At 71.5% G+C, this 14,443-nt stretch carries 9 protein-coding genes and 1 riboswitch; of the genes, 4 read left to right on the forward strand and 5 right to left on the reverse strand.

All coding sequences use genetic code 11. The features are described from left to right. Nucleotides 1-166 precede the first annotated feature (166 nt). Genes fdh through A6A06_RS18950 form a run of 4 tightly spaced genes read left to right on the forward strand, consistent with a single transcriptional unit; the run spans nucleotide 167 to nucleotide 5,731 of the window. Entirely contained in the window at nucleotides 167-3,415 is a 3,249-nt protein-coding gene (gene fdh, locus A6A06_RS18935; protein WP_073762486.1) for a formate dehydrogenase, read from the forward strand. After that, on the forward strand, nucleotides 3,412-4,335 hold the full coding sequence (locus A6A06_RS18940) for a 4Fe-4S dicluster domain-containing protein (protein ID WP_073762487.1): 924 nt from the start codon (nucleotides 3,412-3,414) through the stop codon (nucleotides 4,333-4,335). The genes fdh and A6A06_RS18940 overlap by 4 nt, the downstream gene beginning before the upstream one ends. Continuing rightward, on the forward strand, nucleotides 4,332-5,348 hold the full coding sequence (gene nrfD / locus A6A06_RS18945; RefSeq protein ID WP_079194131.1) for an NrfD/PsrC family molybdoenzyme membrane anchor subunit: 1,017 nt from the start codon (nucleotides 4,332-4,334) through the stop codon (nucleotides 5,346-5,348). Before A6A06_RS18940 ends, nrfD begins: the two co-directional genes overlap by 4 nt. After that, nucleotides 5,345-5,731, forward strand: coding sequence for a hypothetical protein (locus tag A6A06_RS18950; protein WP_073762488.1), 387 nt, complete (start codon nucleotides 5,345-5,347; stop codon nucleotides 5,729-5,731). The genes nrfD and A6A06_RS18950 overlap by 4 nt, the downstream gene beginning before the upstream one ends. Nucleotides 5,732-5,839: 108 nt before the next feature. Here A6A06_RS18950 and aceB read toward each other — a convergent pair whose 3' ends face one another. From aceB to metE, 5 genes are all read right to left on the reverse strand, one after another. Continuing rightward, entirely contained in the window at nucleotides 5,840-7,450 is a 1,611-nt protein-coding gene (gene aceB / locus A6A06_RS18955; protein WP_073762489.1) for a malate synthase A, read from the reverse strand. 290 nt (nucleotides 7,451-7,740) lie between these two features. Next, nucleotides 7,741-8,766: a class 1b ribonucleoside-diphosphate reductase subunit beta gene (gene nrdF, locus A6A06_RS18960; RefSeq protein ID WP_073763216.1), complete on the reverse strand. Its 1,026-nt coding sequence runs from the start codon at nucleotides 8,764-8,766 to the stop codon at nucleotides 7,741-7,743. Between the two features lie 59 nt (nucleotides 8,767-8,825). Next, on the reverse strand, nucleotides 8,826-11,024 hold the full coding sequence (gene nrdE, locus A6A06_RS18965) for a class 1b ribonucleoside-diphosphate reductase subunit alpha (RefSeq protein ID WP_443333760.1): 2,199 nt from the start codon (nucleotides 11,022-11,024) through the stop codon (nucleotides 8,826-8,828). After that, entirely contained in the window at nucleotides 11,021-11,437 is a 417-nt protein-coding gene (nrdI, locus tag A6A06_RS18970) for a class Ib ribonucleoside-diphosphate reductase assembly flavoprotein NrdI (protein WP_073762490.1), read from the reverse strand. The genes nrdE and nrdI overlap by 4 nt, the downstream gene beginning before the upstream one ends. A gap of 171 nt (nucleotides 11,438-11,608) precedes the next feature. After that, nucleotides 11,609-11,835: riboswitch (cobalamin riboswitch) on the reverse strand. 172 nt (nucleotides 11,836-12,007) lie between these two features. Next, nucleotides 12,008-14,326 carry a 5-methyltetrahydropteroyltriglutamate--homocysteine S-methyltransferase gene (gene metE / locus A6A06_RS18975; RefSeq protein WP_073762491.1) on the reverse strand — a complete coding sequence of 773 codons (2,319 nt, stop codon included), beginning with the start codon at nucleotides 14,324-14,326 and terminating at the stop codon, nucleotides 12,008-12,010. Between the last annotated feature and the right edge of the window lie 117 nt (nucleotides 14,327-14,443).

Here is a 14,443-nt window from a genome sequence, read left to right on the forward strand (position 1 = left end):
TCCCCGTACGGACGGGTTTTCCCGGCCCGGCGCGGGGAACCCGCCCTCGCGCCGCCGGTCGGGCGCCCCCGCTCGCAGCCAGGGCTCCGGCGGGCGAGCCTTTGAGGGGCACCCGCAGCCAGGGGCATCCGCCGCGGCAGACCGCAGACACGCTGGAGGAGAAGCGATGGGCGTGCGCAAACGGGTTCGCGACTGGCCCGTGTACCGGCAGCTGACCGGTGGCGACCCGCTGGGCCGGGGCCGCGCCGCGATGTCGCCGTACACGGAGCGGCTGCGCCCGCGCACGGACTCCGCCGACCGGATGGTGCGCTCCGTCTGCCCGTACTGCGCGGTCGGCTGCGGCCAGCAGGTGTACGTCAAGGACGAGCAGGTCGTCCAGATCGAGGGGGACCCGGACTCGCCCGTCAGCCGCGGCCGGCTCTGCCCGAAAGGAGCGGCGACACTCCAGCTCACCACCGGCTCGTCCCGCCGCCACCAGGTGCTCTACCGGCGCCCGTACGGCACGGACTGGGAGCCGCTGGACCTGGAGACGGCCATGGACATGGTCGCCGACCGGGTCGTCGAGACCCGCCGCCGCACCTGGGAGTGGGAGTCCGACGAGGGCCTCTACACGGCGCGCACCCTGGGCATCGCGAGCCTGGGCGGCGCCACCCTCGACAACGAGGAGAACTACCTCATCAAGAAGCTGCTGACCGGCCTCGGCGTGGTCCAGGTGGAGAACCAGGCCCGGGTCTGCCACAGCTCCACCGTCGCCGGTCTCGGCACCTCCTTCGGGCGCGGCGGCGCGACCACGTTCATGCAGGACCTCCAGCACGCCGACTGCATCGTCATCCAGGGCTCCAACTTCGCCGAGGCGCACCCCGTCGGCTTCCAGTGGGTGATGGAGGCCAAGGCCCGCGGCGCCCGCGTCATCCACGTCGACCCGCGCTACACCCGGACCAGCGCCCTGGCCGACCTGCACGTCCCCATCCGGGCGGGCAGCGACATCGCCTTCCTCGGCGGCATCATCAACCACGTCCTGACCGAGGAGAAGGACTTCCGCGAGTACGTCCTGAACTACACCAACGCCGCCACCCTGGTCGGCGAGGACTTCCGGGACACCGAGGACCTGGACGGCGTCTTCTCCGGCCTGGACGAGGACGGAACCCACTACGACACGCTGAGCTGGCAGTACGAGGGCGTCGAGGTCCAGGCTCCGGCGGGCGAGGTGGACGCGCTGTACGAGGCCCGCGTCCAGGAGGCCGGCGGCCCGGAGTCGTACGGCTCCGGCGGCCCCCGCACCGGGCAGCGCGCTCCCGGCGACGAGACGCTGCGGCACCCGCGCTGTGTCTACCAGGTCCTCAAGCGCCACTACGCCCGCTACACCCCCGCGATGGTCGAGCGGATCTGCGGAGTGCCGCAGGAGACGTTCCTGCGGGTGTGCGAGGACCTGACCGTGAATTCGGGCCGCGACCGCACCAGCGCCTTCGCCTACGCGGTCGGCTGGACCCAGCACTCGGTCGGCGCGCAGTACATCCGGGCCGCCAGCATCCTGCAACTGCTCCTCGGCAACATCGGCCGCCCCGGCGGCGGCATCCAGGCCCTGCGCGGCCACGCCTCCATCCAGGGCTCCAGCGACATCCCCACCCTCTTCAACCTGCTGCCCGGCTACCTGCCGATGCCGCACGCCCACGCGCACGAGGACCTGGACACCTTCGTCCGGTCGAGCCGCACCGAAAAGGGCTTCTGGGGCGACATGCGCGCCTACTTCGTCAGCCTGCTCAAGGCGTACTACGGCGACGCGGCCACCGCCGGCAACGACTACTGCTTCAACCACCTGCCGCGCCTGACCGGCGCGCACGCCACGTACGAAACCGTCATGGCGCAGCTCGACGGCGTCTGCAAGGGCTACTTCCTGATGGGCGAGAACCCCGCCGTCGGTTCCGCCAACACCCGCCTGCAGCGCCTGGGCATGGCCAACCTGGAGTGGCTGGTCGTCCGGGACTTCTCGCTCATCGAGTCGGCGACCTGGTGGCAGGACGGCCCGGAGACCGAGACCGGCGAGCTGCGCACCGAGGACATCGGCACCGAGGTGTTCTTCTTCCCCGCCGCCGCGCACACCGAGAAGTCCGGCTCCTTCACCAACACCAACCGCTGGGTGCAGTGGCACCACGCCGCCGTCGAACCCGGGGGCGACGCCCGCAGCGACCTGTGGTTCATGTACCACCTCGGCCGGCGCATCAAGGCGAAGCTGGCCGCCTCCACCGACCCCATGGACCGGCCCGTACAGGACCTGACCTGGGACTACCCGGTGGACGGGCCGCTGGAGGAGCCGGTCGCCGCCGCCGTCCTCGCCGAGATCAACGGGCACGGCCCGGACGGCGCCCCGCTGAGCGCGTACACGGAGCTGAAGGACGACGGCTCGACGAGGTGCGGCTGCTGGATCTACTGCGGGGTGTACGCGGACGGCGTCAACCAGGCGGCCCGCAGGAAACCGCACACCGAACAGGACTGGGTCGCCAGGGAATGGGCCTGGGCCTGGCCCGCCAACCGCCGCATCCTCTACAACCGCGCGTCGGCCGCCCCGGACGGCACGCCGTGGAGCGAACGCAAGGCGTACGTGTGGTGGGACGAGGCGGACGGGCAGTGGACCGGCCACGACGTCCCGGACTTCATCCCCGACCGGGCGCCCGGCTACGAACCGCCGGACGGCGCGACCGGCCCCGACGCGCTGCGCGGCGACGACCCGTTCATCATGCAGGCGGACGGCAAGGGCTGGCTGTACGTGCCCGCCGGCCTGGTGGACGGGCCGCTGCCCACCCACTACGAGCCCCAGGACTCGCCGTTCGGCAACGCCCTGTACCCGTCCACGCCCCGCTCACCGGTCCGCCGCCTGCACCCCCGCGAAGGCAACCGCTACCACCCCAGCGGCGACGAACCGGGCGCAGACGTCTACCCGTACATCGTCACCACCCACCGGCTCACCGAGCACTTCACCGCGGGCGGCATGAGCCGCTGGTCGCCCTACCTCGCCGAACTCCAGCCGGAGCTGTTCTGCGAGGTCTCCCCGCAGCTCGCCGCCGAACGGGGCCTGGAGCACATGGGCTGGGCCACCATCATCACCGCGCGCAACGCCATCGAGGCCCGCGTCATGGTGACCCGGCGGATCGCGCCCCTTACCGTGCACGGCCGTACGGTCCACCAGATCGGCCTGCCCTTCCACTGGGGACCCAACGGCGTGGTCACCGGCGACGCCGCCAACGAACTGGTGGCCATCGCCCTCGACCCCAACGCCCACATCCAGGAGGACAAGGCGCTCACCGCCGACATCCGGCCGGGACGCCGGCCGCGCGGCCCCGGCCTGCCGGAACTGGTCGCGGCCTACCGCGCACGCGCCGGCATCGACGCGACCACCGGAACGGAGCCCCGCCCGTGACCGATCACCTGCTCGGCGGCGTCGAACCGGACCCGGCCGGGGACGCGGGCCACTCCGGCGCACCGCCACGCACGGGCTTCTTCACCGACACGTCGGTGTGCATCGGCTGCAAGGCGTGCGAGGTCGCCTGCAAGGAGTGGAACGCCCTGCCCGAGGACGGCCTGACCCTCACCGGAATGAGCTACGACAACACCCAGGGGCTCGGCGCCTCGACATGGCGGCACGTGGCGTTCATCGAACAGCCGGTCACCGCCGGAGGGCGTGCGCAACTGCCACTGGCCGACGGGCCGGGCGACCCGCCCGGTTCCGGCAGCGACCTGCGCTGGCTGATGTCCTCCGACGTCTGCAAACACTGCACCCACGCCGCGTGCCTGGACGTCTGCCCCACCGGCTCCCTCTTCCGCACCGAATTCGGCACGGTCGTCGTCCAGGAGGACATCTGCAACGGCTGCGGCTACTGCGTACCCGCCTGCCCGTACGGCGTCATCGAGCAGCGCCCCGCCGACGGCCGCGCCTTCAAATGCACCATGTGCTACGACCGGCTCGGCGCCGGACAGGAACCCGCCTGCGCCAAGGCGTGCCCGACCGAGTCCATCCGGTACGGGCCGCTGGACGAACTCCGCGAGCGGGCCGCGCTCCGCGTCGACCAACTGCACGCGGCGGGCGTCACCGACGCGCGGCTGTACGGGCACGAACCGGACGACGGCGTCGGCGGGGACGGCGCGTTCTTCCTGCTCCTCGACGAACCCGAGGTCTACGGGCTGCCACCGGACCCCGTCGTCACCACCCGTGACCTGCCCGCCATGTGGAAGCACGCGGGCGCCGCGGCGCTCTCGCTGGCCGGCGGCCTCGCGCTGTCGTTCGCCGTGCCCGCGCTGAAGCGCCTCGACGGCGTCACCGGACGGAGGGGAAGGCGATGACCGGGTCCGATGCCACCCGCGAGGGTCCCGGCGGCAAGCGCGGCCGGAGTGGCCGGGGCGGCCGGGGCGAGCAGCTCATGGCGCCGCCGGCCGAGTTCGCGTCGTACTACGGCAGGCCGGTCATCAAGGCGCCCGCCTGGCGCGCCCGGGACATCGCCGGGTACTTCTTCCTCGGCGGCCTGGCCGGCGCCGGATCGGTACTGGCCGCCGGAGCCCACGCGACGGGCCGCACCACCACCGCGACCGCGATGAAGGTCTCCTCCGTCGTGGCGGTCACCCTGTCCACCGCCGCCCTCGTCAACGACCTCGGCAGACCGGACCGGTTCGCCAACATGCTGCGGGTCGTCAAGCCGACCTCACCGATGAGCGTCGGCTCCTGGCTGCTGGCCGCCTACGGGCCCGCGGCGGGCGCCGCTGCGGCCTCCGCGGTCACCGGAAAGCTGCCCCGGGCGGGCGCGGCGGCCACCGGCGCCGCCGCGCTCCTCGGACCGGCCGTCGCCACGTACACCGCGGTCCTCGCGGCGGACACCGCCGTCCCCGCCTGGCACGGCGCGCACCGCGAACTCCCGTACCTGTTCGCCGCGTCGGCGACGGCCGCCGCCTCCGGGATGGCGCTCGTCGTCGGCCCCGCACGGGAGACCGCGCCCGCCCGCTGCGCCGCGGTGCTGGCCGCGGTCGCCGACGCAGCGGTGACCAAGGCCGCCGAACGGCGTCTCGGCATGGTCGCGGAGACCTACCGCCAGGGGCGGGCGGGCACGCTGCTGCGTACGGCGAGCGCGCTCACCGCGGCCGGAGCCGCCGTGGGCGCCGTGTGCGGGGGCCGCTCCCGCCCGCTGGCCGCCGTCGGTGGTCTGGCCCTGCTCGCCGGTTCCGCGTGCACCCGCTTCGGGATCTTCGCGGCCGGCATCGCCTCCGCCGAGGACCCGAAATACACCGTCGTACCCCAACGGGCGGCCAAGGAAGCCCGCCGTACCACCACAACGCACAGCGCGGAGAGGACACAGCCCACATGACCCGCACACCCCACACCGACGAGCCGGCGCAAGCCGTGCTCAGCGCACAGTCCCCGGCCGACGCCGAGGCCGTCTTCGGCACGCTGCGCAGCTGCTTCGCCTCCGACCGCGCCGACGGCGACACCCCGCACGAGCAGCCGAAGCAGCCCGGCCACCCGACGGTCTGGACCGAGACTTTCGAGACCTCGGAAGTACGCGGCGACGTCAAGAAGAACGCGGGACTGTCCGCCGCCGTCACCGTCGACCTCCAGGGCAGCCACCTGGCGGTGGACCGGCTGCGGGACGTCCTGACGCGCGCGTTCTCCGTCCGTACCGAAGGGACGGTGTCGGGCGACCAGGAAGTCGAACTGCAACTCGTCCTGGAGAGCCCGGACAACGGCTGACCGCCGACGGCTGACCGCCAACGGGCGGGCGCGGAGCAGCCTCAGTTCTGCTCCGCGCCCGCCCGGCCTGCGACCGGGACCCTCACCCCGGCGGCATACCGGGGCCCCTCAGCCCCGGTCGTCCGTGCGGCCCCCCGCCTCCGCGTCCCGGACCAGGTACCGGGCATAGGCGTCCGCGGTGAAGAAGGCCGGAAGTTCGCGCTCCAGAGCCGTGCGTCCGAGGATCTCGCGGGCCTCGGCGGCCAGGGCCCGCGGGTCCTCCTTCGCCCACGCGGCGCACTCCTCGTCGAGGAGCCGGGACAGTGTTTCGCGGTCGATGGCGCCGTGGCGCAGCCACTGCCAGATCTGGCTGCGGGCGATCTCGGCGGCTGCCGCGTCCTCCATCAGGCCGTCGAGAGCCACGGCGCCGGTGCCGCGCAGCCAGGCCTCGAAGTAGCGCAGCGCGAGGCCGAGGTTGGCGCGCACGCCCTGCTCGGTCGGCGGCCCCGCGGTGCGCCGGACGGCCAGGAGCTGGTCGGCCGTGACTTCGACGTCGTCGCGCATGCGGTCCATCTGGTGCGGCCGCCCGTTCAGCACGCCGTCGAAGATGCCGCGGCAGAAGGGGACGAGCCCGGGGTGGGCGACCCACGTCCCGTCGAAGCCGTCCTCCGCCTCGCGCTCCTTGTCGAGCCGCACCCCGGCGAGCGCCGCCCCGTCGGCCGCGGCATCGGGTCCGGGGACGTGCGCGGTCATGCCGCCTATGGCGTGTGCGCCGCGCCGGTGGCAGGTGCGCACCAGCAGATCGGTGTAGGCCCGCAGGAACGGCGCGGTCATGGTGACCTTCGTACGGTCCGGGAGGGAGAAGTCGGGCCGGTGCGCGAACGTCTTGATGAGGCTGAAGAGGTAGTCCCAGCGGCCCGCGTTGAGCCCGGCGCTGTGTTCGCGCAGCTCGTAGAGGATCTCCTCCATCTCGAAGGCCGCGGTGACCGTCTCGATCAGGACGGTGGCGCGGACGGTGCCCCGGGGGATGCCGAGCAGGTCCTGGGCGAGCAGGAAGACGTCGTTCCACAGCCGGGCGTCGCAGGCGTTCTCCAGCTTGGGAAGGTAGAAGTACGGGCCGGATCCGGCGGCGGTCTGCCGCCTCGCGCAGTGGAAGAAGTAGAGGCCGAAGTCGACGAGCGAGGCGGGCACGGGGCGGCCGTCGACCCGGAGATGGTGCTCGGTCAGGTGCCAGCCCCGGGGGCGGACGACGATGGTCGCGAGGTGGTCGCCCAGCCGGTACTCCCTGCCGTCGGGCGTGACGAAGTCGATGCGCCGTTCGATGGCGTCCAGCAGGTTCAGCTGCCCGCCGATGATGTTGTCCCAGGTGGGGGAGGTGGCGTCCTCGAAGTCGGCCAGCCACACCTGGGCCCCGGAGTTGAGCGCCTCGACCGTCGTGCGCCGGTCCGGCGGGCCGGTGATCTCCACGCGGCGGTCGGTGAGGCCCGGCGCGGGCGGTGCGACCCGCCAGTGCGGGTCGGCGCGGACGGCGGCGGTGGCCCGTGAGAAGTCGAGGGGCGACCCGGAGGAGAGGCGCAGCGAGCGGCGGCGCCGTTCGGTGAGCATCTCGTGGTAGCGGTCGGCGAAGGCCGTGGCGAGGCGCCCGACGAAGTCCAGTGCGGCGGGGGTGAGGATCTCGCCGAAGCGGTGGCCCGGTGTGCCGAGCACCTGGACGTGGCCGGTCAGTTCGGTGGTGGACATGGGCATCTCCCGGATCGCGTGCGGCGCGTGGTGCGTGCGAAGGGTGCGAACGGCATGGCACGTGGTGCCGTTCCAGCCGTAGGAAGACTCTTGCAGTGGCACTGAGTGCCATCAAGTGTGGAGTGGTGCCAACTTCTGCGAATCTTCGCCCGGTCCATTGCCAAGACTGCCAAGGCTGCCAAGGCTGCCGAGGCTGCCGGGACCGTCCAGGGCTCACGACGCACCGCGCACCGCCCGCCCGCCGAAGAGGTCCGGCGGGCGGTGCGCGACGTCAGTACGCGCCGGACCCGTCAGAAGTCCCAGTCGTCGTCCGCGGTGTCCTCCGCCGTGCCCATGACGTACGAGGAGCCGGAGCCGGAGAAGAAGTCGTGGTTCTCGTCGGCGCCGGGGGAGAGGGCGGCGAGGATCTCCGGGTTGACCTCGGTCTCTTCGGGGGCGAAGCGGGCGGGGTAACCCAGGTTCATCAGCGCCTTGTTCGCGTTGTAGCGGACGAAGGTGGCGACGTCGTCCATGAGGCCGAGCGGCTCGTACAGCTCTCCCGAATAGGCCAGCTCCAGCTCGTACAGCTCGTCCAGCAGGGCGTGGGTGAACTCCCGCATCTCCTCCTGCCGCGCGGCCGGCTGCGCCTCCAGGCCGCGTTGGTACTTGTAGCCGGAGTAGTAGCCGTGGACGGCCTTGTCCCGCAGGATCAGGCGGATCATGTCGGCCGTGTTGGTGAGCAGGGCGTGGCAGGAGAAGTGCAGGGGGAGGTAGAAGCCGGCGTACAGGAGGAGGGAGGAGAGCAGGGTGGAGGCGACCTTGCGCTTGAGCGGGTCGTCGCCGTAGTAGTGCTCCAGGACCCGCTTGGCGCGCTGTTGCAGCAGGTCGTTCTCGACGGCCCAGCGGTAGGAGTCGTCGATCTCCGGGGTGTTCGAGAGGGTGGAGAACACCGAGGAGTAGCTGCGGGCGTGCACCGCCTGCATGAAGGCGATGTTGGTGTAGACGGCCTCCTCGTGCTCGGTGCGGGCGTCCTGGATCTGCGCGATCTCGCCGACGGTGGCCTGGACGGTGTCCAGGAGGGTCAGGCCGGTGAACACCCGCATGGTCAGGGTGCGTTCTTCGGCGGTCAGCCGCTGCTGCCAGGCGCCGATGTCGTTGGAGAGCGGGACCTTCTCGGGAAGCCAGAAGTTGGCGGTGAGCCGGTTCCAGACCTCCAGGTCCTTCTCGTCGGTGACGCGGTTCCAGTTGACGGGGCGGAGCCGGGCGGACGGGTCGTGCCGGTAGGCCGGCGGCGTGCGGGAGAGGTCCGGCCGCGGGGCGGCGGGTGTGGTGGTCATCGTGGGACTTTCGACGTGCGGCAGGAGGTTCGGGGGCGGGGTTCCGGGCGCGTACGGCTTCACAGGGCGCAGGACAGGCAGTTCTCGATCTCCGTGCCGGACAGTGCCTCCTGCCGGAGGCGGATGTAGTAGAGCGTTTTGATGCCCTTGCGCCAGGCGTGGATCTGGGCCTTGTTGAGGTCGCGGGTGGTGGCGGCGTCGCGGAAGAAGAGCGTGCAGCTCAGCCCCTGGTCGACGTGCTGGGTCGCGGCCGCGTAGGTGTCGATGATCTTTTCGTGGCCGATCTCGTACGCGTCCTCGAAGTACTCCAGGTTGTCGTTGTCCATGTGGGGTGCGGGGAAGTACACCCGGCCCAGCTTGCCTTCCTTGCGGATCTCGACCTTGGCGGCGACGGGGTGCAGGGACGCGGTCGCGTGGTTGATGTAGCTGATCGACCCGGTGGGCGGCACGGCCTGGAGGTACGCGTTGTAGATGCCGTGCGCGGCCACCGACGCCTTGAGGTCCCGCCAGTCGGCACGGGTGGGGATGCGCACGCCGGCGTCGGCGAAGAGCGTACGGACGCGCGCGGTGGCGGGCTCCCAGTCCTGCTCGGTGTACTTGTCGAAGTACGAGCCGTCGGCGTAGCGGGAGCGGGCGAAGCCGTCGAAGGCCGTACCGCGTTCGGCCGCCAGCCGGTTGGAGGCGCGCAGGGCGTGGTAGGTGACGGCGTAGAAGTAGATGTTGGTGAAGTCCACGCCCTCCTCGCTGCCGTACGCGATGCGCTGCGAGGCGAGATAGCCGTGCAGGTTCATCTGGCCGAGCCCGATGGCGTGCGAGAGGTCGTTGCCGTGCGCGACCGACGGCACCGCGCCGATGTCGGACCGGTCCGAGACCGAGGTCAGGCCCCGTACTGCGGTCTCGACGGTGGCGCCGAGGTCGGGGGCGGCCATGGCGGCCGCGATGTTGAGCGAGCCGAGGTTGCAGGAGATGTCCTTGCCCACCGTCTCGTAGCCGAGGGCGTCGTCGTACGTACTGGGCGCGTTGACCTGGAGGATCTCCGAGCAGAGGTTGGACATGTTGATCCAGCCCTCGACGGGGTTGGCCCGGTTGACGGTGTCCTCGAACAGCAGGTACGGGTAGCCGGACTCGAACTGGAGCTCCGCGATGGTCTTGAAGAGTTCCCGGGCGCTGATCGTCGTGGAGCGGATCCGCGGGTGCGCCACCAGTTCGTCGTAGTGCTCGGTGACGGACAGGTCCGACAGCGGGCGGCCGTACTCCCGCTCGACGTCGTACGGGGAGAACAGGTGCATGTCCCGGTTCTGCTTGGCCAGTTCGAAGGTGATGTCCGGGACCACCACGCCCAGGGAGAGGGTCTTGATCCGGATCTTCTCGTCCGCGTTCTCCCGCTTGGTGTCCAGGAACCGCATGATGTCCGGGTGGTGGGCGTGCAGGTACACCGCGCCCGCGCCCTGGCGGGCGCCGAGCTGGTTGGCGTACGAGAAGGAGTCCTCCAGCAGCTTCATCACCGGCACGACACCGGACGACTGGTTCTCGATCTTCTTGATCGGGGCGCCCTGCTCGCGCAGGTTGGTCAGCAGCAGGGCGACGCCGCCGCCGCGCTTGGAGAGCTGGAGGGCGGAGTTGATGCCGCGTCCGATGGACTCCAGGTTGTCCTCCATGCGCAGCAGGAAGCAGGAGACCAGCTCGCCGCGCTGGGCCTTTCCGGCGTTGAGGAACGTCGGCGTGGCCGGCTGGAAGCGGCCCGTCATGATCTCGTCGACCAGCCGGGAGGCGAGCTGCTCGTCGCCGTCGCCGAGGCAGAGGGCGGTGGCGGCGACCCGGTCCTCGAAGCGTTCCAGGTAGCGCGTGCCGTCGAACGTCTTGAGCGCGTAGGAGGTGGCGAACTTGAACGCGCCGAGGAACGTCGCGAACCGGTGCCGGTGCGCGTACGCCTGCCGGTACAGGTCCTTCACGAAGGCCCACGGGTAGCTGCGGACCGTGGCTTCCTCGTAGTACGCGTTCTCGACGAGGTAGGCGATCTTCTCGTCCAGCGTCGGGAAGACCACCGTGTTCGGGTTCACGTGCTGGACGAAGTACTGGCGGACGGCTTCCCGGTCCCGGTCGAACTGGATGCGGCCGTCGCAGTCGTAGATGTTCAGCATCGCGTTGAGCGCGTGGTAGTCCTTGCGCGCCCCGACCGATTCGCGCTGCGCCCGCGGCCCGGCCACCGCGGGCCCTCCGGGCGCGTCCGTCGCGTCCGCCGTGGTCACCGTGCTCACGCCGCCTCCGCCGAGTGTCGTGTCCAAAACGTCTCCAGCCCTTCCCTGACGGCACGGACATCGCGCTCCGTGCCCAGCAATTCGAATCTGTACAGCTCCGGCACCCCGCACTTCGCCGAGATCACCCGCCCGGCCCGGCAGTACGCCGCGCCGAAGTTGGTGTTTCCCGAGGCGATCACCCCGCGCAGCAACGACCGGCTGACCGGGTCGTTGAGAAAGCGGATCACCTGCTTGGGCACCGCGCCGCCCTGATCACCGCCGTAGGTCGGCACGATCAGCACGTACGGGCCCGTGATCCGGGGCATCCCGTCCCGGTGGGGGTGCAGGGGGATGCGCTGCGCCGGCAGCCCGAGCCGGTCCACGAAGCGCCTGGTGTTCTCCGAGACGCTGGAGAAGTACACAAGACCGCTCACGTTCCGCCGCCTCCTCTCGCTCGTACCCACGTCCGTCCGAGGACCGGGGAGGAGGAGCGGCGGTGTGCACGGAACGGTCACCGGAAGTCGGCAGTGCCGAAAGCCCGGTCGGTCCGTACGACGGCCACGCGGCCCTCCCGCGGGGCCTCGGAGCGCGCACGCCATGGCGGCACGGCGTGCGCACCGGTGGCAGGTCTTCGGACTCGCGGGCACGCCTGCCGGATACGTCCGGCGGACACCTACCGGCCGTCGCTTCCCGGATCCGCTGACCGGATCCAGTGCGTGTGACGGCGGTCGTTCCCGCTCACCGCTGCGGGGCAGTCCCGGACTCGCACCGGGTTCCCTCTTGCCTCGCCGAGCGCGACTGCGCCCGGCGAACCACCAGCACCGGCAACACTACATGTCGATACGGATGCGCGATGTCGCCCCATATCTTGTGTTCGGACTAGTGGTAAGGTGACCCTAAGTTGGAGGCGGAGCGGTCGCCGTCGACCTGCTCCGCGCGCCGTGCAAGCCAAAAGAAAAACGGCTGGGAGAGCGCGCGGGCGCACCCTCCCAGCCGTCACCGGATCAGGCCGACGGCAGCTCCGCCCGGACCGTCCGCGCGGCGGTGACGAGGTTCTCCAGCGACGCCCGGGTCTCGGGCCAGCCGCGCGTCTTCAGACCGCAGTCCGGATTGACCCACAGACGCTCGGCCGGAATGGCGCCCAGCCCCTCGCGCAGCAGACTCGCCGCTTCCCCGGCACTCGGCACGCGGGGGGAGTGGATGTCGTACACGCCGGGACCGGCCTCCCGCGGATAGCCGTGCTCGGCCAGCTCGCGGGCCACCTGCATGTGCGAGCGGGCCGCCTCCAGGCTGATGACGTCGGCGTCGAGATCGTCGATGGCCCGGACGATGTCACCGAACTCGGCGTAGCACATGTGCGTGTGGATCTGCGTACGGTCCCGCACCCCGCCGGTGGTGAGGCGGAACGACTCGGTGGCCCAGGCGAGGTAGCCGGGCCGTCCGGCGGCGCGCAGCGGCAGCGTCTCGCGCAGCGCCGGCTCGTCCACCTGGATCACCGAGGTGCCGGCCGCCTCCAGGTCGCCGACCTCGTCGCGCAGGGCCAGCGCCACCTGGCGGGCGGTGTCGCCCAGCGGCTGGTCGTCGCGGACGAACGACCAGGCGAGCATGGTGACCGGGCCCGTCAGCATGCCCTTGACCGGCCGGTCGGTGAGCGACTGCGCGTACCGCGTCCACCGCACGGTCATCGGCGCGGGCCGCGAGATGTCACCCGCGAGGACCGGCGGACGGACGTACCGCGTGCCGTACGACTGGACCCAGCCGTGCTGCGTGGCGAGGTACCCCGTCAGCTGCTCGGCGAAGTACTGCACCATGTCGTTGCGTTCGGGCTCGCCGTGCACGAGGACGTCGATGCCCGCCTTCTCCTGGAAGGAGAGGACCTCGCCGATCTCGTGCCGGATGCGCTCCTCGTACCCGGCCGTGTCGATGCGCCCCGCGCGCAGATCGGCCCGCGCGGTGCGCAGTTCGGCGGTCTGCGGGAAGGAGCCGATGGTGGTGGTCGGCAGCAGGGGCAGGCCCAGATGGGCCCGCTGGGCGGTGGTCCGCTCCGCGTACGGCGCCGAGCGGCGGCCGTCGGCATCGGTGACGGCGGCGGCGCGGTCCCGTACGGCGGGGTCGTGAGTGATCGCGGAACCGGCGCGGGACGCCAGGTTCGCGCGGTTGGCGGCCAGCTCGGCGGCGATTGTGTCGGTGCCCTGCGCGAGACCGCGGGCCAGCGTGGCGATCTCGGTGCTCTTCTGCCGGGCGAACGCCAGCCAGCGCAGGACCTGCGGGTCGATGTCCCGTTCGGCGGTGGCGTCCAGCGGGACGTGCAGCAGGGAGCAGGAGGCCGCCACGTCGACCCGGTCGGCCAGGCCCAGCAGCGTACCGAGCGTGCCGAGCGACTTCTCGAAGTCGTTGATCCAGATGTTGCGGCCGTTGACGACACCGGCGACCAGGCGCTTGCCGGGCAGGCCGCCCACGGCGGCGAGGGCGTCCAGGTTGCCCGCGGCCGCCTCGGTGAAGTCCAGCGCCAGGCCGTCGACCGGAGCCTTGGCGAGGACCGGCAGGGCCTCGCCGAGCTGGTCGAAGTACGAGGCGACCAGCAGCTTCGGGCGGTCGGTGAGGCCGCCGAGGACGCGGTAGGCGCGCTCGGCGGCGTTGAGGTCGGCCGGGGTGCGGTCCTGCACCAGGGCCGGCTCGTCCAGCTGCACCCACGAGGCGCCGGCCGCGCGGAGATCGGCCAGGACCTCCGAGTAGACGGGCAGCAGCCGGTCGAGCAGGGTCAGCGGATCGAAGTCGGCGGCGACACCGGGCGCGGGCTTGGACAGCAGGAGGTAGGTGACCGGGCCGACGAGCACCGGACGCGGGGTGTGGCCGAGCGCGAGCGCCTCCCGCACCTCGCCGGCCTGCTTGGCGGAGTGGGTGGCGAACACCGTGTCCGGCCCCAGCTCCGGCACCAGGTAGTGGTAGTTGGTGTCGAACCACTTGGTCATCTCCAGCGGCGCGACGTCCTGCGTGCCGCGCGCCATCGCGAAGTAGCCGTCCAGGGCGTCGGCCTCGACGGCGGCGCGGTGCCGTTCCGGGACAGCGCCGACCATGACGCTGGTGTCCAGCACGTGGTCGTAGTACGAGAAGTCACCGGTCGGTACCTCGTGGATGCCGGCGTCGGCCAGCTGCTGCCAGTTCGAACGGCGCAGGTCCTTCGCGGTCTCCAGCAGGGCGTCCGCGGTGACGCGGCCCTTCCAGTAACCCTCGACGGCCTTCTTCAGTTCCCGGTTCTGACCCTGGCGGGGGTAGCCGTACACGGTGGCCCGTGCTGCCGCGGCTGCGGGCTTCGCTGTCACGGAACTCTCCTTCGCGAGCGTGATCTTCTCCGAACCCGGTGACGGGACGAGAACGCGAAGGAATGACGCACCGGACGAGCCGTGCGGCGCCCGAGGACGCTCATGCCCGCCTGCTGT

Source organism: Streptomyces sp. CB02923 (assembly GCF_001905005.1).
In the GTDB taxonomy this organism is placed as follows: domain Bacteria; phylum Actinomycetota; class Actinomycetes; order Streptomycetales; family Streptomycetaceae; genus Streptomyces.

What these genes read in the sequence shown, in the direction of transcription:
- nrfD (WP_079194131.1), top strand. Translation starts at nt 4,332, where the DNA reads ATGACCGGGTCCGATGCCACCCGCGAGGGTCCCGGCGGCAAGCGCGGC.
- A6A06_RS18950 (WP_073762488.1), top strand. Translation starts at nt 5,345, where the DNA reads ATGACCCGCACACCCCACACCGACGAGCCGGCGCAAGCCGTGCTCAGC.
- aceB (WP_073762489.1), bottom strand. Translation starts at nt 7,450, where the DNA reads ATGTCCACCACCGAACTGACCGGCCACGTCCAGGTGCTCGGCACACCG.
- nrdF (WP_073763216.1), bottom strand. Translation starts at nt 8,766, where the DNA reads ATGACCACCACACCCGCCGCCCCGCGGCCGGACCTCTCCCGCACGCCG.
- fdh (WP_073762486.1), top strand. Translation starts at nt 167, where the DNA reads ATGGGCGTGCGCAAACGGGTTCGCGACTGGCCCGTGTACCGGCAGCTG.